The organism is Flavobacterium sp. HNIBRBA15423, assembly GCF_052655965.1.
This window is the reverse complement of sequence record NZ_CP199751.1, coordinates 2,781,381-2,803,818: the sequence shown is the minus strand read 5'-3', so window position 1 is coordinate 2,803,818 and position 22,438 is coordinate 2,781,381. Positions and strand designations below refer to the sequence as shown.

The 22,438-nt window shown below is 29.9% G+C and carries 17 protein-coding genes; 13 read left to right on the top strand and 4 right to left on the bottom strand.

Features of this window, described 5'->3' with window-relative positions; genetic code table 11:
• Positions 1 to 17 precede the first annotated feature (17 nt).
• From ACULEV_RS12710 to hemL, 4 genes are all read left to right on the top strand, one after another.
• Complete coding sequence (locus tag ACULEV_RS12710; RefSeq protein WP_445455424.1) at positions 18 to 1,928, top strand: T9SS type A sorting domain-containing protein; 1,911 nt, start codon at positions 18 to 20, stop codon at positions 1,926 to 1,928.
• A gap of 61 nt (positions 1,929 to 1,989) precedes the next feature.
• Positions 1,990 to 2,883 carry a 1-aminocyclopropane-1-carboxylate deaminase/D-cysteine desulfhydrase gene (locus ACULEV_RS12705; protein ID WP_445455423.1) on the top strand — a complete coding sequence of 298 codons (894 nt, stop codon included), beginning with the start codon at positions 1,990 to 1,992 and terminating at the stop codon, positions 2,881 to 2,883.
• Entirely contained in the window at positions 2,880 to 3,746 is an 867-nt protein-coding gene (locus tag ACULEV_RS12700; protein WP_445455422.1) for a glucosaminidase domain-containing protein, read from the top strand. Before ACULEV_RS12705 ends, ACULEV_RS12700 begins: the two co-directional genes overlap by 4 nt.
• Entirely contained in the window at positions 3,746 to 5,032 is a 1,287-nt protein-coding gene (gene hemL, locus ACULEV_RS12695) for a glutamate-1-semialdehyde 2,1-aminomutase (protein WP_445455421.1), read from the top strand. Before ACULEV_RS12700 ends, hemL begins: the two co-directional genes overlap by 1 nt.
• A gap of 57 nt (positions 5,033 to 5,089) precedes the next feature.
• Here hemL and ACULEV_RS12690 read toward each other — a convergent pair whose 3' ends face one another.
• Positions 5,090 to 5,416: a hypothetical protein gene (locus ACULEV_RS12690; RefSeq protein ID WP_445455420.1), complete on the bottom strand. Its 327-nt coding sequence runs from the start codon at positions 5,414 to 5,416 to the stop codon at positions 5,090 to 5,092.
• A gap of 82 nt (positions 5,417 to 5,498) precedes the next feature.
• A complete protein-coding gene (locus ACULEV_RS12685; RefSeq protein ID WP_445455419.1) occupies positions 5,499 to 5,921 on the bottom strand; it encodes a hypothetical protein in 423 nt (140 codons plus the stop codon).
• 137 nt (positions 5,922 to 6,058) lie between these two features.
• Here ACULEV_RS12685 and ACULEV_RS12680 point away from each other — a divergent pair, with 137 nt between their 5' ends.
• From ACULEV_RS12680 to ACULEV_RS12670, 3 genes are all read left to right on the top strand, one after another.
• Positions 6,059 to 6,424, top strand: coding sequence for a hypothetical protein (locus ACULEV_RS12680; RefSeq protein WP_445455418.1), 366 nt, complete (start codon positions 6,059 to 6,061; stop codon positions 6,422 to 6,424).
• Between the two features lie 117 nt (positions 6,425 to 6,541).
• Positions 6,542 to 7,390, top strand: coding sequence for a hypothetical protein (locus ACULEV_RS12675; protein ID WP_445455417.1), 849 nt, complete (start codon positions 6,542 to 6,544; stop codon positions 7,388 to 7,390).
• Positions 7,391 to 7,448: 58 nt separating this feature from the next.
• The gene (locus tag ACULEV_RS12670) at positions 7,449 to 9,440 is read left to right on the top strand and encodes a TonB-dependent receptor (RefSeq protein ID WP_445455416.1); all 1,992 of its coding nucleotides are present in this window, start codon (positions 7,449 to 7,451) and stop codon (positions 9,438 to 9,440) included.
• 31 nt (positions 9,441 to 9,471) lie between these two features.
• Here ACULEV_RS12670 and lysS read toward each other — a convergent pair whose 3' ends face one another.
• On the bottom strand, positions 9,472 to 11,169 hold the full coding sequence (gene lysS, locus ACULEV_RS12665; RefSeq protein ID WP_445455415.1) for a lysine--tRNA ligase: 1,698 nt from the start codon (positions 11,167 to 11,169) through the stop codon (positions 9,472 to 9,474).
• Between the two features lie 223 nt (positions 11,170 to 11,392).
• Between lysS and lipB the strand changes: the two genes are divergently transcribed.
• A complete protein-coding gene (gene lipB, locus ACULEV_RS12660) occupies positions 11,393 to 12,094 on the top strand; it encodes a lipoyl(octanoyl) transferase LipB (RefSeq protein ID WP_445455414.1) in 702 nt (233 codons plus the stop codon).
• Here the strand turns inward: lipB and ACULEV_RS12655 are convergent.
• Positions 12,091 to 12,756 (bottom strand): ribonuclease HII, encoded by a 666-nt coding sequence (locus ACULEV_RS12655; RefSeq protein ID WP_445455413.1) that lies wholly within the window; start codon positions 12,754 to 12,756, stop codon positions 12,091 to 12,093. The genes lipB and ACULEV_RS12655 overlap by 4 nt on opposite strands.
• Before the next feature lie 118 nt (positions 12,757 to 12,874).
• Between ACULEV_RS12655 and ACULEV_RS12650 the strand changes: the two genes are divergently transcribed.
• From ACULEV_RS12650 to ACULEV_RS12630, 5 genes are all read left to right on the top strand, one after another.
• Complete coding sequence (locus tag ACULEV_RS12650) at positions 12,875 to 14,776, top strand: S8 family serine peptidase (protein WP_445455412.1); 1,902 nt, start codon at positions 12,875 to 12,877, stop codon at positions 14,774 to 14,776.
• 178 nt (positions 14,777 to 14,954) lie between these two features.
• Entirely contained in the window at positions 14,955 to 18,023 is a 3,069-nt protein-coding gene (locus tag ACULEV_RS12645; protein ID WP_445455411.1) for a SusC/RagA family TonB-linked outer membrane protein, read from the top strand.
• Between the two features lie 27 nt (positions 18,024 to 18,050).
• Positions 18,051 to 19,523 carry a RagB/SusD family nutrient uptake outer membrane protein gene (locus ACULEV_RS12640; RefSeq protein WP_445455410.1) on the top strand — a complete coding sequence of 491 codons (1,473 nt, stop codon included), beginning with the start codon at positions 18,051 to 18,053 and terminating at the stop codon, positions 19,521 to 19,523.
• 64 nt (positions 19,524 to 19,587) lie between these two features.
• Entirely contained in the window at positions 19,588 to 20,415 is an 828-nt protein-coding gene (locus tag ACULEV_RS12635; RefSeq protein WP_445455409.1) for a hypothetical protein, read from the top strand.
• A 94-nt stretch (positions 20,416 to 20,509) separates the two neighbouring features.
• Complete coding sequence (locus tag ACULEV_RS12630; protein ID WP_445455408.1) at positions 20,510 to 22,432, top strand: putative porin; 1,923 nt, start codon at positions 20,510 to 20,512, stop codon at positions 22,430 to 22,432.
• The last annotated feature ends 6 nt before the right edge of the window (positions 22,433 to 22,438 follow it).

Here is a 22,438-nt window from a genome sequence, read left to right as displayed (position 1 = left end):
AGTAAAACTTCATTATTATGAGAAAAACATTATTTTATTTTTTTGTTTTATTAACTTTGGATATGAGTGCGCAAATATATGTTAGTCCAAATAGTTATGTTTTTGTTAATGATGCTTACTTGTATGTTCAACAAGATGTAAATCTCGACAATAATGGCAATTTTTATTTGAGAAATAAGTCGCAATTACTGCAAGGGAATACATCTACTAGTTTGAACCAAGGATTAGGTAATTTGTCGATTTTTCAAGAGGGTACATCTAATAATTTTGGTTATAATTACTGGTGTTCTCCAGTAGGAGTTCCTTCAGCTACAGTAGGTAATGGAAATTTTGGGATAACAAGGTTAAATAGACCAACTGCAATAATTACTAGTTCACCAGCCACAATTTTGCCTGCTTCTAGTTTAAATGGAGTTTCTACAAATACATCCTTGTCAATTGCTTCTCGATGGATATACAAATATGTTCAATCAAATCAATATGGTCAATGGAGTTATGTAGGTAATGCATCAACCATTAATCCAGGAGAAGGATTTACTATGAAGGGTGTTTCTGGAAGTGATTCAGTTGTTGCGGATGCAGTTGAAGGAGTAGCAAATAATTCTGGGAATAATCAACGATATGATTTTAGAGGCAAGCCAAATGAAGGTACTATTAATATCCCAGTTGGTAATACTGCAGGTCCAGATTATCCAAATAGAACTTTAACAGGAAATCCTTATCCTTCTGCTATTAATTTAAATTTATTTCTATTAGAAAATAGCGGTTATACTGTTAATTATTCTAATGGTACTTATTCATTAACAGGTTCGCCTGTTATTAACGGAAGTGCTTATTTCTGGGAACATGAAAAACCAGCAACTTCACACTATGTTTCACAATATATTGGAGGTTATGGTGTTTATGTAGCAAACGGAGCTACAGCATTTTCTCCAGGAACTTACACTTCAGCTACATGGAACACTTATAATGGTAATGGAACACCAAATACTTCTGGTTCTTCTACTGGGAATGCTTATTTAAGAATGTTTACACCCATTGGTCAAGGTTTTAAAGTTCAAGGTGTAGTTGCTTCAGGTAACGCTCAAATGAAAAATTTATATCGTGCTTTTGTTAAAGAAGGAGTAGCAAGTAGTTCTGAATTTGAACGTTCTTCTAATGTGAATTTTTCTAATAATAATTGGGAAGAAATTCCAAATGTTGCTAACGTTGATTACACACAGTTTTCAAAACTACAAGTTCCTCAATTTAAAATTCATACTATTATGAATGATGAATTTACAAGAGAAACTGTTATTGCTTTTAATAATAATGCTACTGATGGTTACGATTTTGCACTAGATGCAATCGCACCTGATTCTAATTTACCTAGAGACGTATACTTTCCATTGGAAGGTGATAAGCAATTTGTGATTTCAACTTTGTCTTTTGATATTGATAAAAAAATGCCAATTGCTTTTAAAACTGATATTCAGGCAACTTTTAAATTGGCTGTTAATGAATTAATCAATTTTGATTTAGCTCAGGAAATATTTGTTCATGATAAAGAGACTGATATTTACTATGATATAAAAAATAGCTTTTTTAGTATAACGCTAAGTCCTGGAGTATATAAGACACGATTTGAAATTACTTTTAAAAATATTGATGCAACTTTAGGATTGAATGATGAAATAATAGATTCTTTTGAAGTATATCAAAATAATGACAATCAAGAATTAACAGTTTTTAATACATTACAAAAAGATGTTAAATCAATTAAGTTATATGATGTAACTGGTAAATTGGTTATTAATAAAGCAAACCTAGGTACTTCGGAACAAATTCAAGTTTCAACTTCTGGATTGAGTGATGGCGTATATTTTGTAAAATTAACTACTCATGATAATTTTAATGTAGATAAAAAAGTATCTATTTCTAAAAACTAAATAATATCTTAAGATATGTTAAACCTCGATTTTGTCGGGGTTTTTTTTGTTATTTTGCAAAGTGAATCAAAAAATTAATATAAAGCAACCAAATAATATTGAAATATATATTAAGAGAGAAGATTTATTGCATCCTTATATTTCGGGAAATAAATTTAGGAAATTGAAATATAATGTTCAAAAGGCAATTGAAATAGGTTCAGAATTGTTAATCACATTTGGAGGAGCATATTCTAATCACATACTTGCCACAGCTGCAGCTGGAAAAAAATATGGTATAGCAACATTAGGTGTGATAAGAGGTGAGGAATTAGAAAGTAAAGTTTCTGAAAATCCTACATTGTCTTTAGCGAATGAGTTTGGTATGCAATTTCTATTTGTTTCTAGAGAAGTTTATTCTAAAAAAGAAGAAGCTAGTTTTATTGAAGATTTAATGAAAAAATACAAGAGGAGTTATATTTTACCAGAAGGAGGAACAAATGATTTAGCTATTAAAGGTTGCGAGGAAATTTTAATAGAAGAAGATGCTAGTTTTGATTATGTTTGTTGCGCTGTAGGAACAGGTGGAACTATTTCTGGTGTTATTAATACTTCAAAAGAGCATCAAAAAATAATTGGTTTTTCTGCTTTAAAAGGAGACTTTTTATCTGATGTAATTCGTAAATTTGTGTCCAAGTCAAATTGGTATATAAATAATGAGTATCATTTTGGAGGTTATGGAAAAGTCACTGATGAATTAATTACTTTTTTGAATAATTTTTACAACTCAACGTCAATTCCATTAGATCCAATTTATACTGGGAAAATGGTTTATGGAATTTTTGATATGATTCAAAAAAACAAATTTCCCGAGAACAGTAAAATTCTCCTAATTCATACAGGTGGATTGCAAGGAATTAAAGGAATTAATAAGGTTAGATTAAAGAAAAACAAAGAGCTATTAAAATACGTATGATAAAGAAAATAATTTATATTTTTATACTACTAATTATTGTAAGTTGTGGTTCATCTAGAAATAAGAGAATAAACCAAACTAAGAATAGAATAAATAGTACAAAAACGATTTCAAATAAAAAGGTAACTGTTACTATAAACGATACTAAAGATAGTAATTCAACAGAAACAAAAGAAGATTTGGAAGCAACTTCAAAAGTATCTGTTACTTATAGTAATGTAAATTCATATATAGATTCTTTTAAAGATGTTGCAAAATTGAATATGAAGCAATATGGTATACCTGCAAGCATTATCCTAGCTCAAGGTATTCTTGAATCGGGTGCTGGAAATGGAAGATTATGTAAAGAAGCAAACAATCATTTTGGAATCAAATGTCATAAAGAATGGAACGGTCCTTCAATTACTCATGATGATGATGCCGCTCAGGAATGTTTTCGTAAATATGAAGACCCATCAGAATCTTATAGAGATCATTCTTTGTTTTTAACTTCTAGAAGTAGATATAATAAATTATTTGAATTAGATAAAGGTGATTTTAAAGGTTGGGCTAAAGGACTTAAAGCAGCTGGTTATGCAACTGATCCTAAATATCCTTCAAAGTTAATAGGTATTATTGAGCGTTATCAATTGAATAAATATGATAATGAAGTTTTGAATAAAACAGAAGATATTAAGTCGGATAGTGTAGTAATTAATGAAAATAATACTAATACTAATAATCTTTCATTATACATCATTCAAAAAGGAGATACATTGTATTCTTTGTCAAAAAGATTTAATTTATCGGTGGAAGAGTTAAAGAAAATAAATGGGCTTAAAGATAATTCATTGTCATTAGGTCAGAAAATTAGATTAAAATAATGTTATACAAAAGAAGTAGCGAGTTATTCGTAGAGGCTAATAAAGTAATTCCAGGAGGTGTTAACTCACCAGTAAGAGCTTTTAAAGCAGTAGGAGGGACACCTATATTTATTAAAAAAGCTAAAGGAGCTTATTTATATGATGAAGACGGTAATAAATATATAGATTATATTAACTCTTGGGGACCAATGATTTTAGGTCATGCTTATGAACCAGTGGTTAATGCTGTAATAGAGAGAGCTAAGGACGGAACTTCATTTGGAACACCAACAGAGTTAGAAACTAAAATAGCTGCCTTGGCGGTGTCGATGGTTCCTAATATCGATAAAATTCGTTTTGTGAGTTCTGGAACCGAAGCTTGTATGAGTGCTATTCGCTTGGCTAGAGGATTTACTAAAAGAGAAAAAATAATTAAGTTTTCAGGTTGTTATCACGGTCATTCCGATTCTTTTTTAATTGCTGCAGGTAGTGGTGCAGTCACTTTTGGTGTGCCTAATAGTCCAGGAGTAACAAATGGTACTGCAAAAGATACATTATTGGCTAATTATAATGATATAGAAAATGTAAAAGAATTATTTGAGTCTAATAAAAATCAAATTGCAGCACTTATAATCGAGCCTGTAGCTGGAAATATGGGTTGTATACCTCCAAAAAAAGATTTTTTAAGACAATTGCGAACACTTTGTTCTGAAAATGGTACATTACTTATTTTTGATGAAGTAATGACTGGATTTAGACTTGCTAAAGGTGGTGTCCAAGAATTATTTAATGTAGATGCAGATATAGTTTGTTTTGGAAAAGTTATAGGAGGAGGATTGCCTGTAGGCGCTTTTGCTGCTAGAGAGGAAATAATGAATTATTTGTCTCCTTTAGGGCCAGTTTATCAAGCAGGTACATTATCTGGAAACCCTTTAGCAATGGCTGCTGGTTATGAAATGCTAAAGGCATTAAATGATGATAAAGAGGTTTTTAATAGATTAGAAGAAAAAACAGCTTATTTGGAAAGGGGTATTAATGTAGTGTTAACAGAAAAAAATATTGAATTTTCTATCAACAGAGTTGGATCAATGATTTCTGTTCATTTTGACGCATCACCTGTATATGATTTTGAAACTGCTAAAAATGGAGATAATGAAACCTTTAAGAAGTTCTTTCATGGTTTGCTTGAAAAAGGTGTTTATATCGCTCCTTCTGCTTATGAAACTTGGTTTATTACTGATGCCCTAAGTTATGAAGATCTAGATTACACAATCCAAGCTATAAAAGAGGTTGTAATTCAATTATAACTTACACACTTTTTAGGATAGTATCATAAAAAAAATCCTGCATTAAGCAGGATTTTTTTAATTTGTTACTCTTTTAAACAGAGTAGTATTCTTTTTTAATTTATCATAATTTTCAGGAGTTAAAGAAGCTTCTAATTTTTTAGCTATAGTGTTTGAAATAACTTTTCTTCTTTCTTCACTTGAAGTTTTTGATTGCTCATCATATTTATGATAAAATAGATTATAAAAATCAATCTGTTCTTTTTCTCCTAATCCTAATAAAGTAACAACGTCTTTACTATCTTTTTTAGCTAAAACAACAAGATCTTCTTTTCTTTCTTCTTGAGCATAAGAGCTTAAGCTAAAAGCAAAAAATAAAACTAAAATAGCAAGTATTTTTTTCATTTTTGATGGTTTTAATAGTTATATGGTACCAAATCTAAATTAATTTTAGCTTTAATCCAAAAAAATGTTTTGTTTTATTAGATTATTTTTTATTATTTCTTTCTTTTCTATGTTCTTTCATCTTGTCTTTTCTTTCTTTTTGATGATTTTCCCAAGTTTCCAATTGATCTGGAGTTAAAATTTTTGTCAAACTTTTTTTCATTTCTGCTTGATTTTTTTCCATTTCGTCTTTCATTTTTGAACGGTCTTCACGAGATTTTTTCTCTTGTTTGGCTCTAGCTTCTTTAATTTCTTCTCTTTTTTGCTCCCTTTTCTTAGATTGTTCTTCCAATAAAGGTTTGATTTTTTCTTGCTGTTCATCAGATAAATTTAATTCTGAAGTCATTTTTTGTAATTGTTTTTCAACACGTTCTTCAGGACTTAATCTTTCTTTTTTCATTTCTCCTCTTTGAGCAAATGCTAACGAAGAAAATACAATCATAACTGTTACAATTATTGTTTTCATAATTTTAAATATTTTAATGTTTGTCTATTAGATAGTTAATTTTAAAAAAGGTTTAATTGAAATAAAAAAGTGTATAAAATGATAATTATCATTTTGTTCTGTATTTCAGTTTGTATATTTGTTCTGTGAAAAAAGCAATGTTCATTTTAGCATTATTTATACTGGTTAAGCCGGTAATTCCAGTATTGGATTACATTGTTAATTATGAATATATAGCAACAGAACTTTGCGAAAATGTATCTAAACCAGAACTTAAATGCAATGGAAAATGTCATTTAGCAAAAGAGCTTGCAAAGGTTTCTGAATCTGAAAAACCAACTTCTTCAAACAAAAAAAATGTTTCTCATACTGAAGCAGAAGTATTGTTTTGTAATGAAATTGAAAAAGCAAACATTTTGTTTAGTTTTTATTTTTTAGAGAAAAGGAAAGCTGTTTTCTATCAAGATTTGTATAAATCTGTTGCTTTCTATTCAATTTTTCATCCTCCCATTTTTATTTCTTAATTTTTTTAAACCATTATTGATTTGTAATAGCAATTCAATAAGAACACTTGTGTTCCAATTTATCTGAAGTTTTTACTTCGGATAATGTGTTTATTGTATAAAAAATAACTAATAAAAATGAAATTTCAAATAAAAAATATAGTAGCCATTTTATTTATGGCTTTGGCTCTTACTTCATGTTCTGATAATGATGATTCAGTAGCAGTTAACGAATTAGACGGACTTATAAAATTTCAAGAAATGACAAATACAACACATACTATAGAGTTGTATTCTAAAGCAGGAACTTTGGTACAAGGTTATAACGAAATTAAATTAAGAATTAAAGATAACGCAACAAATCAATATGTTAAAAACGCAACTGTATCTTGGATGCCAATTATGCACATGGCAATGATGAACCATTCTTGCCCAAATTCTGAAGTTGAAAAAATTACAACAGAAGGAACATTGTATGAAGGTTATATAGTTTTTCAAATGGCTCAAAACGATACAGAATATTGGGATTTAAAAGTAAATTATACTATTGATGGCGTTGATTATACTACTACTTCAGTAATTGATGTTCCAGCTTCTGTGAAAAGAACTGTTAACTCATTTATGGGCTCAGATAATGTTAAATATATTGTTGCTTATGCAGAACCAAGCTATCCAAAAGTTGCTGTTAATGATATGGTTGTAGGTGTTTGGAAAATGCAAGATATGATGACTTTTCCAGTCGTAGATGGATATACTTTAAAAATAGACCCAAGAATGCCAAGTATGGGCAATCATAGTTCACCAAATAATGTTCATGCAACACAAACTACTGCTGGTGATCTATATAATGGAAAATTATCATTAACCATGACTGGGTATTGGAAAATTAATTTGCAGTTAGCAAAACCTGATGGAACTATTGTGAAAGGGGAAGAAATTACCGAAACAGTTACAGCAAGTAGCATTTTCTTTGAGATAGAATTTTAATCCATCAAAAAATAAAAGGTCAAATTCAATAGGTTTTTGGCCTTTTTAATAAAAGATTATGAAAAAAACAGTATCAATTTTTGTACTGTTGTTTTCTGGCTTTGTGCTAGCGCAAAATCAGGAGAACGACACCTTGAAAAGTAAAGAACTCAAAGAAGTCATTTTGATTGGGAAAAAAGCCGATTTGCACGAAAAACAAGTGAAATCATTGGGCTCAATAGATGAATTTTTACAGCAATCTTCAAAAGTGAATATGATAAAACGTGGTGCTTATGCTTGGGAGCCAATTATCAATAATATGCCATCAGAAAGAACGCTTATTACTATTGATGGTATGCGAATTTTTGGTGCTTGTACTGATAAAATGGATCCTATAACTTCTTATGTTGAAGTTTCTAATTTATCAGAAGCAACCATAACTTCTGGACAAGAAGGCAGTTGTTTTGGAAATACCATTGGAGGTTCGATAGATTTAAAAAGGAATAAAACATTTTTCGGTGAAAAAAATTGGAAAATTCACGTAAATTCTGGTTTTGAGACTAATAATAATCAGAAAATACTTGGAACATCAGTTAATTATAATGATAGTTTATTTTACGTGGATTCTGATGTTATGATTCGTAATGCTGAAAATTATAAAGCGGGAAATAATAAAGAAGTTTTATTTTCCCAGTTTAATAAAACCAACTTTTCAAATACTTTTGGATTCAAGTTAAAAGAAAATAAAATCATAGAAACCTCATTAATTTATGATAAAGCTACAGATATTGGTTACCCAGCTTTACCAATGGATGTTTCATTAGCAGAAGCCATAATTACTTCATTGAAATATGAATATATACCTTTGAATTCAACAATTAAGCATTGGGAAACCAAAATTTATTTCAATACTATTAAGCACAAAATGGATGATACAACTCGCCCAAATGTGCGTATTCATATGGATATGCCTGGCTGGAGCGAAACATTTGGTTACTATTCAAAAGCAACTCTTTTAAAAGAAAAACATCATTTTTTAATTAACTTGAATTCATTTTATAACAAGTCAATTGCTGAAATGACAATGTATCCAAGCGACCCAAATGAAAACCTGATGTTTATGTACACATGGCCAAATGTTAGAACACTTTATAATGGTGTTTTTTTAGAAGATGAATATGTTTTTAATTGTCATTCCAGCTTAAAAATAACAACAGCAATAGGAAGTCATATAAATCATGTGGCAAGTCAATTTGGTTTAGAAAGCATGCAAATTTTTTATCCAGAAATGAAGGCTCAAAAAAATAGAATTTTAAAAAGTGTTTCATCCAAATACAATTATATAAAAGAGGGTTTTGAGTATAGTTTTGGACTAGCTTATGGTGAACGTGCACCTTCTGTTTCAGAAGGATATGGTTTTTATTTATTCAATAGTTTTGACGGATTTGATAACATTGGAAATCCCAATTTAAAAAATGAAAAAGCATTAGAAAGTAGCTTTTCAATTGGTTTTAAAGATGATAAATTTAAGATAAATGCTTCTACTTCTTATTTTAAAATTTATGATTATATTATTGCAAAAACAGATCCCGTTTTGGTTCCAATGACAATAGGAGCAAATGGTGTTAGAATTTATACGGCATTAGATTATGCAACATTTTTTAATGCTAGTATTTCTGCTGAAGTGTATCTATCAAATTCTTTTAAATGGGTTTCTCAAGTGACTTATGCAAAGGGAAAAGATAATGAAAACAACAATTTACCATTTATAAGTCCGTTAAGTTATAATTCTTCATTGCGATTTAGTAAAAATCAATTCAATGCTGAAATTTCAATAGCAGGGAATACAACGCAAACAAATTTCAATCCTGAGTTTGGCGAAGATAGAACACCAAGTTATGCGATATTTAATAGTAGTACAGGATATAAATTCAAATTAGGAACAAATAATTTTATAGCTAAATTGGGAGCTGAAAATTTGTTAGATACTTACTATTCTTCTTATGCAGATTGGAAAAATATTCCAAGAATGGGAAGAAATTTCTTTATAAATTTGAATTACAGTTTGTAATGAAAAAGGAACTCAATTGAGTTCCTTTTTTTTATTTCCCTAAATATTCAGCAATTTTATTATCACCATCTACTTTAATCTTCATTAAACCATGTTTAGTGATTCCTTTGCTAGCAGCATCCCATTTTTTACCGCTTAATTCCGATTTTATTTTTAAATCACCAATTGAAATTCCTTCGTTAACTTTTAAAATTTCAATAATGTGTTTTTCATCTTCTGTTAAATCTGGACCTTTTTTCTCTGGTCTCATTTGTGGAAAGAATAACACTTCTTGAATCGATGGGTTATTGGTCAAAAACATGATTAATCTATCCATACCAATTCCTAATCCAGAAGTTGGAGGCATTCCATATTCTAAAGCTCTTAAAAAGTCTTCATCAATAATTCCGTTTGCTTCATCATCACCTTTAGCAGCTAAAGCCATTTGAGCTTCAAAACGTTCTCTTTGATCAATAGGGTCATTTAATTCAGAATACGCATTTGCAATTTCTTTTCCACAAACCATTAATTCAAAACGCTCTGTTAATTCTGGATTATCACGGTGTGATTTACATAAAGGAGACATTTCTTTAGGATAATCTGTAATAAATGTTGGTTGTATGAAGTTACCTTCACATTTTTCACCAAAAATGGCATCAATTAATTTTCCTTTGCCCATGGTTTCATCTACTTCAATTCCCATGGATTTAGCCGCTTCAAACAACTCAGCTTCAGTTTTGCCAGTAATGTCAAATCCAGTAAATTGCTTAATAACATCGGTCATAGTTGCTCTAGCATAGGGAGCTTTAAAATCTACTTTATGTTCTCCAAAAGTAGCTTCTGTTGTTCCATTAACCTGCATAGCACAATATTCAAGTAGATTTTCAGTCATTTCCATCATCCAGTTGTAGTCTTTGTAAGCTACATAAATTTCCATTGCTGTAAATTCTGGGTTATGAGTTCTGTCCATTCCTTCATTACGGAAATTTTTTGAAAATTCATAAACACCATCAAAACCACCAACGATTAATCTTTTTAAATATAATTCATTAGCAATTCGCATATACAATGGAATGTCTAGACTATTATGATGTGTAATAAATGGTCTGGCAGCTGCTCCACCTGGAATCGATTGTAAAACTGGAGTTTCAACTTCCATATAACCTGCTTCATTAAAAAATGTACGCATGGCTGTAAATAGTTTGGTTCTTTTCATAAAAACCTCTTTCACCTGTGGATTTACAACCAAATCAACATAACGCATTCTATATCTTAATTCTGGATCAGTAAATGCATCAAATATGTGACCAGTTTCATCAGTTTTTGGTAATGGCAATGGACGTAAAGTTTTACTTAAAAAAGTAAATTTAGATACACGAACGCATTTTGCTCCTACTTGCGTAGTAAACAATTTACCTTCAATACCAATAAAATCACCTAAATCAGTTAATTTTTTAAAAACTTGATTGTAAAGTGTTTTGTCTTCACCTTCACAAATAACATCTCTATTTAAATACAATTGAATTCTTCCTTCACTATCTTGTAGTTCAGCAAAAGCAGCCTTACCTTGATCACGAACACTCATTAATCGTCCAGCAATAACAACTTCCTTACCTTCTTCAAAAGTTTCCTTAATCTGCTTTGAAGTATGATTTACAGGAAATAAATCTGCAGGATAAGGGTTAACACCAAGTTCACGTAAAGCTTTAAGCTTTTCTCTTCTAATGATTTCTTGTTCTGAAAGTTGCATATAAATGTATTTAAGCGTGCAAAGATAGGTATTAGTTTAAAAGTTTAAAAGTTTAAAACTTCAAAAATTTGCTTTTTATTTTGAGCGAAAGATTAGGGCTTTTTTGTAATCCATTTTCCTGCCATACTCTCTATCTTTTTTTTCAAAAAAGGATGCCGTTTCTGTCAGGGCTATAAGTGAAACTATTTGTATATTTGCAGTATTAATTTTCAATACACTACTTGTGACTCAAAATAAAGAAATTCAATTACAAGATTTAGGAAATAAAGATTATAAAGAAACTTGGGATTATCAAGAAGAACTTTTTAAAGGAATTGTTGATGCAAAAATTCAAAATAGAAGACAAGAAGCTAATTTGCAAACTCCTAATTATTTCCTTTTCGTAGAACATCCACACGTATATACTTTAGGGAAAAGCGGAGATTTTTCTAATTTATTACTTTCCGAAAAACAATTAGAAGCAAAAGGAGCAACTTTTTATAAAATAAATAGAGGTGGAGATATAACTTATCATGGTCCAGGGCAAATTGTTGGTTATCCAATTTTGGATTTAGAAAATTATTTTACTGATATTCATAAATATTTACGGTTTTTAGAAGAGGCTATAATTTTAACGCTAGCAGAATACGATATTAAAGGGACAAGAAGTGAAGGAGAAACAGGAGTTTGGTTAGACGTTGGAACACCATTTGCAAGAAAAATTTGTGCTATGGGAGTTAGAGCATCTCGCTGGGTAACTATGCATGGCTTTGCTTTAAATGTAAATGCCGACTTAGGATATTTTGATAATATTATTCCATGCGGAATAAAAGGTAAAGCAGTAACATCAATGCATGTAGAATTAAATACAAGTGTAGATGAAAAATTGGTAAAAGAAAAAATACTCAAACATTTCTCTAACTTGTTTGAATGTAAATTTATTTAAAACTTTAAATCTAGAGCTAATTGGTCAGGTAATAATCTAAAGCTCATCCTATGGTATTTGCATGGACCATATTTTTTTATGGCTTCTCGATGCTCTTTTGTGGGATAACCTTTGTTCTTTTTCCAATTGTACATAGGGAATTCTTGATGAATTTTATTCATATATTCATCTCGATAAGTTTTGGCTAATACAGAAGCAGCAGCAATACTTAGATATTTTGAATCACCTTTAATGATACTTTCATTAGGAATTTTTTTTAATAATTCAATTTCTTGTTTTGTGAAGATTTTTCCATGACTATTTTTTAAATCTAATTTCGAAAAAATAGGTCTATTCCCATCCACTATTATAAATTCAGGAATAGTATTTAATTTTAAAATGCTTTCTTGCATCGCCTTCATGGAAGCATTTAGAATATTTATTTCGTCAATTTCGTTATTATGAATATGTCTAAATGCAAAAGTTATTGCTTCTTTTTCAATGATAGGTCTTAAATTAAATCTATTTTTTTTAGATAATTGTTTTGAATCATTCAATGTTAAAGATTCAAATTCTTCAGGTAAAATAACAGCCGCAGCTGTCACTGGACCAGCAAGACATCCTCTACCAGCCTCGTCAGTTCCGCATTCTAAAGTGTAGTTACTATGTAGTTTTTTTAACATTAAAAATTTAAATTACTGTTTTTTGATGCAACCAAATGTTAATTTTACAACCCTATATTCCTTTAAATGTTCGAAATTACATTTTTATTTATATTTTTGTCAAAATAAAAACATAAAAATGAGAAAAAAAATTACTATATTAATTACTTTGTTATTAAGTGCTTTATCTTTTTCACAGAATAATGAAGAAAGAAAAAAAATAATTGATTTTAATAGAGCTAATAATGATGGCTCGGTTGTTTTTAATAATGAAAAGTATTCTTTTACAGAAACAAAAGATGCAGTTCTAAAAGCAATTGACTTAGGAATTTCAACAACAATTGTAGATTCTAGAGGAAATGTTGGAGAATTAGTAAGATTTGACGGAGATTTACCAATTTATTATACAGTGTTTAATCAAGGAGGAGCAATTACCACTAGAGCAAATTTATTGCATCCTGGAGGTAGTATGGGATTAAGTTTATCGGGCAATGGAATGATAGCAGGAGTTTGGGATCAAAATCATCCAAGATTAACTCATAATGATTTTAAAAACTCAGGTGGAGTAAGTAGATTACTTGCTGTTGATGGGCCAACGAGTCCTGCAAATCACTCAACCCATGTTACTGGAACAATTTTATCTTCTGGCGCTAATTCTCTTACAGGTAGAGGAATTGCATATGATGCTACTGGATGGATATTTGATTGGACAAATGATATGGCAGAAATGAATCAGTATGCGGGTTTTGGTTTATTAGTTTCAAATCATTCATACGGATTAATTGCATCTAATTTACCAACTTGGTATTTTGGTGCTTATGTTTCAGATGCCAATGCGGTTGATAATATTTGTTTTAATAACCAAAAGTATTTACCAGTATATGCTGCAGGAAATGATAGAGATGATTTTGCAACTTTAAATTCAACTAAAAATGGTAATGATTTGCTTAATGGTGATAAAACAGCTAAAAACCCAATAATTGTAGGAGCTGTTTTTGAAGTGAATAATTATGTAAATGCATCGAGTGTTTCTATTTCAAGTTTTTCAAGTTATGGTCCAACTGATGATTTTAGAATTAAACCAGATATTGTTGCTAAAGGAGTTAATGTTAATTCAACCACATTTACATCAAATACATCTTATGGAATGTTGTCAGGAACTTCAATGGCTTCACCTGGAGTAACTGCCTCGTTATTGTTAGTACAGCAATACAATGGTTCTGTAAATAGCGGTAATTATTTGAATGCATCAACTTTAAAAGGGCTAGCTTTACATACTGCTGATGAAGCAGGTCCTACAGATGGACCTGACCATATGTTTGGTTGGGGATTATTAAATTCCGCAAAAATGGTGCAAACTTTACAAAATAAAGGTGTTGAATCAATGGTAATTGAAGGTCAATTGACGGATGGTCAGGTTTTTACTCAAAACATATTAGCTTTAGGTTCAGAACCTCTTAAAGTTTCAATAAGTTGGACTGATAGACCTGGTAATGTTGCGACAAGTAATGTGGTTGATGAAGTGAATTCAAGATTAGTTAATGATTTGGACTTGGTAGTTACTAAGCAAGGAGTAGATTATAGTCCTTGGAAACTAAATAAGGATTGGAATAATATTGTTGCTTTAAAAGGTGATAATGATGTTGATCCTTTTGAGAGAGTTGATATTGTGGATCCAGTTGGGGTTTACCAAATTGCAATTTCTCATAAAGGAACTTTAGTTGGAGGAACTCAAAATTATTCGTTAATTGTAACAGGAGTTGATGCAGATGCAGTTCTTGGGATTAATGATTTTGAAAGTAGTAATAATGATTTTTTAATATGGAAAAATCAAAATGGCTCAATAGGTTATTCGTTTAAAGGGAATATTGATTTGCCATCACAATTTGTTATTCATGATGTAAATGGTCGATTAATTTATAAAAATATTTTGTTTGAAGATTCTGGTGAAATTGAAATTAATGATATTAATAAAGGAGTTTATTTTATTGAGATTCAAACAAGTTCCGGTGTTAAGGTTAGAAAAAAAGTAATTTTTTAACTTTAAAAAATACTTGAAAAAAAGTCAATTGTTAATATTAACAATTGACTTTTTTTTGTTTACAATCATTTTATGTTAAAATTAACGTTTTTGTTTTGAATCTATTGAAATTAATGGAATAATGTTTGTTTTTTTAAAAAAAAATCAAGAAGTTTGCTCTATAACTAACTTAAATAAAATGATGAGATCAAGTTTTAAATGGATTTTCACACTATTAGTAGTGTTAACTGTCCAGTTTTCTTTTGCACAAGGGAAAAATGTGACAGGGGTGGTTTCAGATGATCTGGGGCCAATTGCAGGGGCAAGTGTTGTTGTCAAGGGCACAAATAATGGTACCACAACAGGTTTTGATGGTACTTATTCGATTAGAGCAAGCCAAGGTGACGTTTTACTGTTTTCATATGTAGGTTCTACTGAAGCAGTAACTGTTGGTGAGGCTAATGTTTATAATGTTTTACTTAAAGTAGTAGAATTGGTTGAGGTAGTTGTAGTTGAAGGTTATGATAGAACTAAGACTAAGGCAACTACAAATACCACATCAACTACTGTAAGTTCGGAGACAATTGAAAATAGACCAAATGCTTCGGTTTTGGCTTCTTTACAAGGAACTACTCCAGGTTTAACATTAATATCTTCTTCTGGGTCGCCAGGTTCTGCAAAGTTTGATGGATTTATTAGAGGAGCATCTTCAATAAATGGTAGTACAGATCCTTTGATTGTAATAGATGGTATACCATCGACTTCAAATCAATTTAGAAATTTAAATCAAAATGATATTGAATCTGTTACTGTTTTAAGAGATGCAGCTGGTACTTCTATTTATGGTAATAAAGGGGCGAATGGTGTTATTCAAATAACTACAAAAAATGCTAAGTTTGACTCTGGTGTTAAATTTACTTATGATGTTGTTACTGGTTTTAATACATTGCCAGAGAATGACTATAATATGTCTAATGCTAGAGAAGTATTAACTATTGAAAAAAGAAAAGCAACTAATGGAGGTTTAGGTACTACACTGACTGATGAAGAAATTGCTGCTTATGATATTGATACTGATTGGAGAGATGTTTTCTTCAATGTGGATGTGACTCAACAACATAACTTTGGAGTTTCTTTTGGTAGTGAAAATACTACTAATTATACTTCATTAGGTTATTATACGCAAGGTGGTTTGGTTCCAACGACAGATTTTAAAAGATTTTCATTAAGAAATAATTTTCAAGCTAAATCAAAAAATGATAAATTTACTCTTGATACGCAAATAGCTTTAGCGCATTCTAAAAGAAATCAATTGAATCAAGAAACAAATAATGGTATAAATAATAATACAATTCAAAACCCGCTTCATGGTAGTGTTATGGGATTACCTTATGCACCTCCAAGTCCTTATAATAGTGGACAAGAATTATTAGATGCAATTGGATTTAACTTTAATGGTGTTAATGATACTTATGTATTACAAGATATATTGAGGCCTAATAGCTTACCAAGTTTCTTTACAGAAAATTCTGTTATTTTAAATATTGGAACAGCTTATAAAATAACTCCTTCATTATCTATTCGAAATAGAGCAGGTTTGGATGTTAAGGATAGTGATGGTGTTTTTGCAAGATCACCATGGTCTTATTTAGCTTTAGCAGTTCAGACAAGTAGAGGAGAGGCATTTGGAGGTTTTGAAAATAGAACTAATACAAAAGATTTAACTTTTACAAATATCTTTAGCTTAGATTATAACAAAACAATTAATGAAAAGCATAAATTTAATTTTGGAGCATTTTTTGAATATACTAAGGCTCACTATATTTCTAAGACACAATTTCAAAACGGTTTAAATCCATTAAATTATGTTCCTGGAGCTGGTACTGGATATGTTGCATTTAATCCTGCAACTCCTAATTCATTTATTTCAACAGCTGCTGGTAGCAAATTTAGCGGAGGTACACTTTCTTATTTTGGTACTTTAGATTATGACTATAATGATAAATATGGTTTTAGTGGAGTTATAAGAAGAGATGCTTCTTATCGTTTTGTAGGAGATAATAAATGGGGTACCTTTTGGTCAGCTGCAGCAAGATGGAATATCGATAAAGAAAGTTTTATGGAAGGTTCTTCTTTTAGTATGCTAAAATTAAGAGCTTCTTACGGAACTAATGGTAATCAAAATATTTCTGCAGCTAATTACGGTTTCCCGTCTCTATTAACAGCTAATAATTTAGTTAGAGATTTAAATGCAACTGGAAATGGATATCAAAATATTCCTGGAATTTTTATAAGTCAAATTGCTAATACAACTTTAAGTTGGGAGGAAGTATCTCAAGCTAACTTAGGAGTAGATTTTGTTGTATTTGATAAAAAATTAGAAGGTAATATTGATGTTTATCGTAAAGTAACTGATAAGCTTTTTAATTCAATTAATACTTCGGCTACAGTAGGTACTTATACTCTTAATGCTAACAATGGTAAGTTAAAGAATGATGGTGTTGAAGTTAATTTAAGATATAACATTATCAGAAATGATAACTTTAGATTCTCTGTATTTGCTAACGGTTCATATAATAAAAATGAAATTACAGAATTATTAGAGAATGATCAAAGTGGTGTTTCTCAATTATTACAAGTTGGTAATATCGTAAATGAGTGGAATTTAATACCTTATGTTGGAGTTAACCAAGGTAATGGAAACTTATTATTTTTAGATAAAGATGGAAATGTAACTGAAACTCCTGATGCTGCTAATGATAGAAGAGCTACAGGAAAAAGTAATCTTCCTAAATATCAAGGTGGTTTCGGATTCAATACAGATTATAAAGGATTTTTCTTAAACACTTTATTCTCTTATGCATATGATGTTTGGAGAATAGATAATCAGTTAACTTGGGCATATAATCCAGATTTTATTGGTGATGATAATGTTTCTGCTGATTTATTAAATGCATGGACACCGCAAAATACAAACACTAATATTCCTTCATTGTCAGCTTCTAATACATCTCTTAGTGGAGATTCGGATAGATTTTTATATGATTCTTCATTTTTACGTTTAAAGAATGTAAGTGTTGGATATAATTTTCCTGCCAAAATGTTACAAAATACACCAATTTCTAGTTTACGCTTTTATGCACAAGGAGAAAATTTGTTAACATGGACTAAATGGAGAGGTTTTGATCCTGAAGCAATAACTTCACTTTCAGTAACAAATTTCCCTAATCCAAGGACTATTTCTTTTGGAGCTAGTATAGGTTTTTAATTAATAAAATAAAAAATATAAATTGATATGAAAAATATTAAAAAAATCTTATTTTTCGGTCTTGTGTTACTATTAGCTTCTTGTGAAGATGCAATTAATATAGTACAAGATGGCGAAATTAATAATGAAGCTTCATTTCAAACTGTTAATAATTTAAGACAATTTTTGGATGGAGATATTTATGGTCGTGTTAATACTACAAATGAGATAGGTTTTACTGCTGTTTTTACTGATGAGGTTGGAATTGGACAGGGCAATGGTGGTCAAGGTCTAGAGTTACATAGGTATTTTTTAAATGCTAATGATGGAAATGCTGCAGCTTTATGGCTTGGACAATATACATTAATTAACAGAGTAAATCGTCTGATTGAAGTTTCTGATTTAGTTACAGTTGTAGATGCAACTGAAGAAGCACAAAAAAACTCTATTTTAGCTGAAGCTAGAACTTTAAGAGCTTATTCTTATTTGCAATTATTGGCATTCTTTTCTGAGGATATGGCAAATGATGCTGAATTAGGTGTTATGTTGTTAGACTTTGTGCCTGCAGTTGACGTGAAATTGCCTAGAGTTGCAAATTCTCAAATTTATGCTTTAATAGAATCTGATTTAGCTTTTGCAGAAAATAATTTAGCTTCAACGGCTTTAGATTATAAATATGTTACTAAAGGTTTAGTTAATGCTATTAGAGCTAGAATGTATGTCTACAGAAAAAATTATACACTAGCTAAGCAATATGCTCAAGCTGCTATTGCAGAATCAGGTTTAGCTTTATCTAATACATCTACTTATAATTTAATGTGGAATGACTTAGCTCAAGGTGAAACTATTTTTGCTGCTTCTAGACCATCAGCTGGTGCTTGGGGAAATATTGGTAGTACTTTTGTTTTCAATACATCAGATTTAAATGGTGGTGTTTTTCACGATATGGGTAGAAATTTATATAATGCTTTAGCTGCTAATTCAAGTGATATTAGATTTCAAACTTGGGTAGATCCTACTTCTCTTGTGAATCCAAATTATATGACAGATCCTACTTATATCGATACTGATGTATTAGTAATAAATAAATATCCAGGTAAAGCAAGTCAGCCTTTAAGAAATGACTTAAAACTTTTCCGTGTATCTGAAATGAAATTAATTCTTGCTGAATGTGAAGTAGGAGGAACTATTCAGAATTTAGTAAATGCAGCTTCTTTAGTTCAAGAAGTTAGAACAGCTAGAAATACAGGTCAAACTTTACCTGTTTATACTTCTGCTCAAGAAGCATGGGCTGATATTCTTTTAGAAAGAAGAAAAGAATTATGTTATGAAGGACACAGATATGTTGATATCAAACGTTTAGGGTCTTTAGCTAATGCAAGTATTGATAGAAATCAAACGGATGATATTACTAATGCTACACCTTTAACTTTGCCTTTATCTGATTACAGATTTACTATGCCTATTCCTCAACAAGAAATAGCTGGTAATACAAGTATTCAACAAAATACAGGTTATTAATCAACCCTTTTATCACTGAGGTGGTTATAAAACCTCCTCAGTGATAAAACAAAAACTTTTGAAAATGAAAAAACTTAATTTATTAAAAATTGGACTTTTATCATTGTTTGTTGCAACTATAAGCTGCGATAATACTGATGATAATCTTAAGAAATATGAAGGTGAGCAAGCTCTTTTGTTTGGAAAATCTTCATCAAATTTAGCATCAAGTAATTCTGAAGTGTCTTTTGTTGAAGTTGAAGTTGCTGTTACGAATCCTTCAAATTCTGATAAAACTATTTCTTTTCAAATTGACCCTAGCTCAACTGCTGATGCTAGTCAGTATACTATTGATCAATCTACTTTAGTAATACCAGCGGGGAAATCAATTGGAAAAGTTAAAATTACTGCGAATTATGACAATATACCAGATGGACAAACAACTACACTTGTTTTGAAATTTGAGACTAATGATTATGTTTTACCTAATCATGATACTCATACTGTTAATCTTTTTAGATTCTGTGAGACTGATTTGGCAGGTAGTTATTCTGTAACTACTACTTATGGATATCATGATTTTTTACCGTCATATAGTACTAATACAATGAATGTAACAATAGCAGAAACAGGTGTTAATAGATATAAAGTTGATGACTTTTCTGGTGGATTATATTCAGTTGGACCTTATGCTACAAATTATGGAACTGGGGCTGCAGGAGCTGCAACTCTAAGAGATTTAACATTTGTCGTGAATTGTGGAGCTATATCTTGGACAGGTGAATCAGATCCATGGGGAACTATTGTTGCTCAAGGAACAAATACTTATGATCCCGTAACTGGTGTTATCACTATTTCTTGGTACTGCAATGGTTATGGTGAGAATGGAGTTTCTGTTTATACTCCTCAATAAATGAGAAATATTTATAAAAAATTTAAGACCTACAGTAATGTAGGTCTTTTTTTATTCCCTAATTTTCCATTACATTTGCTTTTATTTATTTATAATGAAAAATTTTCTGTTTGTTTCTTTATTTTTTCTTACTATCTCAGTTTATTCTCAAAAGAAGGAAGATAAATCTGTTAACAAAGTGACTGATTCTACTCGAGTTTTCAATCCTGCTAAAATTAATAGTGAAGAAAAACCACCTATAAATTTATACAAAATATATACACTACAAAAAGACACAACCTACTTAGATACTACGCTTTCTATTCAAAAAGAATATAAATTCAATTTGTTAAGAAAAGATATTTTTGGATTATTACCATTTGCAAATGAAGGACATACTTATAATACTTTAAATTATTCTTTAGTTAAAAAAAATAGTATGCCCAGCATGGGTTTCTTAGGTAAACATTTTAATTATTTAGAAGTTGATGATATTAAATATTACAATGTGCCAACACCTTTATCTGATTTGTATTTTAAAACAGTAATGGAGCAAGGACAATCTGTAGATGCTTTTTTAACTGTAAATACAAAACCCAATCTTAATTTTTCTATTGCTTACAAAGGATTGCGCTCTATAGGAAAGTACATTAATAATATTTCTAGTTCTGGAAATTTCAGATTTACAACGAGTTATTTTACTAAAGATAAAAGATATATACTTAACGCTCATTTTACAGGACAAGACATTTCGAATCAAGAAAATGGAGGTATTGTAGATACAGCTGTATTTGAGTTAAGTGAGCCTCCTTTTAATGAAAGAGAACGTTTAGATGTTTATTTTAATGACGCGACTTCATTGCTAAAAGGAAACCGTTTCTTAATTGATCATTCTTTTAAATTGAATAAAGAAAAACCAAATAGTTTACTGTTCACACACCAATTTAATCACGAATACAAGTTTTTTAATTTTGAGCAAACAACAGCTAATGATAGATTTGGTAGCTCTTACTCAAGTTCAATAAATAATAAAACAAGATACAATCATTTCTATAATAAAATTGGAGTTGGTTTTACAACAAAAAAGTACGGTGAAATTGCCTTTTTTATAGAAGATAATGTTTATAATTATTTTTATAAAAGTGTAGTTTTTGATAGTGCAGGAAATACACTAGTTCCAAATGCAATAAATGATAGAATTACATCTTTGGGAGGTAATTACACTTATTATGCAAATAATTTAAGAGCAAATTTATTACTATCAAATTCAATAACAGACCAATCAGTTTCAAATATTGAAGCTACGGTAAACTATAAATTAAATGATGACTATAAATTTGAATTTAAATATCAAAAAATAAATAGTTTGCCTAATTTAAATTATACACTGTACCAAAGTAATTATGTAGATTATAATTGGTCTAATAATTTTAAAAACGAAAAGCGAAATCTTTTTCAGTTTGCAATTTTAACTAAATGGGTAAATCTAGAAGCACAATATTCAATTTTAGACGACTATTTGTATTTTGATAATACTACAAATGATATAAAAATACTTACGGTAAAGCCTTTTCAGAATAGTAATACTATAACATATAAAGCTGTAAAAGCATCAAAAGACATTAAATTTTGGAAATTTGGTTTAGATAATACATTATTATATCAAAGTGTAGACAATTCAGACAAAACATTAAATGTACCACAATTAGTAACACGAAATTCGCTTTATTTTTCAGAACATGTTTTCAAAAAAGCTATGTTTATTCAAACAGGAATTGTCTTTAATTATTTTACAGAATACTATGCAAACGATTACAATCCTTTATTAGGTGAGTTTTATGTACAAAATGAAACCAAAATAGGTGGTTTTCCTATGTTTGATTTCTTTATAAATGCAAAAGTCCGTCAGGCAAGGATTTTCTTAAAAGCTGAACATTTTAATTCAGCAATGACTGGCTATAATTTTTATTCAGCACCTAATTATCCATATCGCGATTTTATCGTTCGCTTTGGTATTGTTTGGAATTTCTTCAAATAAAAATTG

Bases quoted from the DNA above. Each gene is read 5' to 3' on its own strand.
- ACULEV_RS12645 (WP_445455411.1), top strand. From the start codon at position 14,955: ATGATGAGATCAAGTTTTAAATGGATTTTCACACTATTAGTAGTGTTA.
- ACULEV_RS12635 (WP_445455409.1), top strand. From the start codon at position 19,588: ATGAAAAAACTTAATTTATTAAAAATTGGACTTTTATCATTGTTTGTT.
- ACULEV_RS12655 (WP_445455413.1), bottom strand. From the start codon at position 12,756: ATGTTAAAAAAACTACATAGTAACTACACTTTAGAATGCGGAACTGAC.
- ACULEV_RS12690 (WP_445455420.1), bottom strand. From the start codon at position 5,416: ATGAAAAAAATACTTGCTATTTTAGTTTTATTTTTTGCTTTTAGCTTA.
- ACULEV_RS12675 (WP_445455417.1), top strand. From the start codon at position 6,542: ATGAAATTTCAAATAAAAAATATAGTAGCCATTTTATTTATGGCTTTG.
- lysS (WP_445455415.1), bottom strand. From the start codon at position 11,169: ATGCAACTTTCAGAACAAGAAATCATTAGAAGAGAAAAGCTTAAAGCT.
- ACULEV_RS12710 (WP_445455424.1), top strand. From the start codon at position 18: ATGAGAAAAACATTATTTTATTTTTTTGTTTTATTAACTTTGGATATG.
- hemL (WP_445455421.1), top strand. From the start codon at position 3,746: ATGTTATACAAAAGAAGTAGCGAGTTATTCGTAGAGGCTAATAAAGTA.
- ACULEV_RS12685 (WP_445455419.1), bottom strand. From the start codon at position 5,921: ATGAAAACAATAATTGTAACAGTTATGATTGTATTTTCTTCGTTAGCA.
- ACULEV_RS12630 (WP_445455408.1), top strand. From the start codon at position 20,510: ATGAAAAATTTTCTGTTTGTTTCTTTATTTTTTCTTACTATCTCAGTT.
- ACULEV_RS12640 (WP_445455410.1), top strand. From the start codon at position 18,051: ATGAAAAATATTAAAAAAATCTTATTTTTCGGTCTTGTGTTACTATTA.
- ACULEV_RS12680 (WP_445455418.1), top strand. From the start codon at position 6,059: ATGTTCATTTTAGCATTATTTATACTGGTTAAGCCGGTAATTCCAGTA.
- ACULEV_RS12700 (WP_445455422.1), top strand. From the start codon at position 2,880: ATGATAAAGAAAATAATTTATATTTTTATACTACTAATTATTGTAAGT.
- ACULEV_RS12670 (WP_445455416.1), top strand. From the start codon at position 7,449: ATGAAAAAAACAGTATCAATTTTTGTACTGTTGTTTTCTGGCTTTGTG.
- ACULEV_RS12650 (WP_445455412.1), top strand. From the start codon at position 12,875: ATGAGAAAAAAAATTACTATATTAATTACTTTGTTATTAAGTGCTTTA.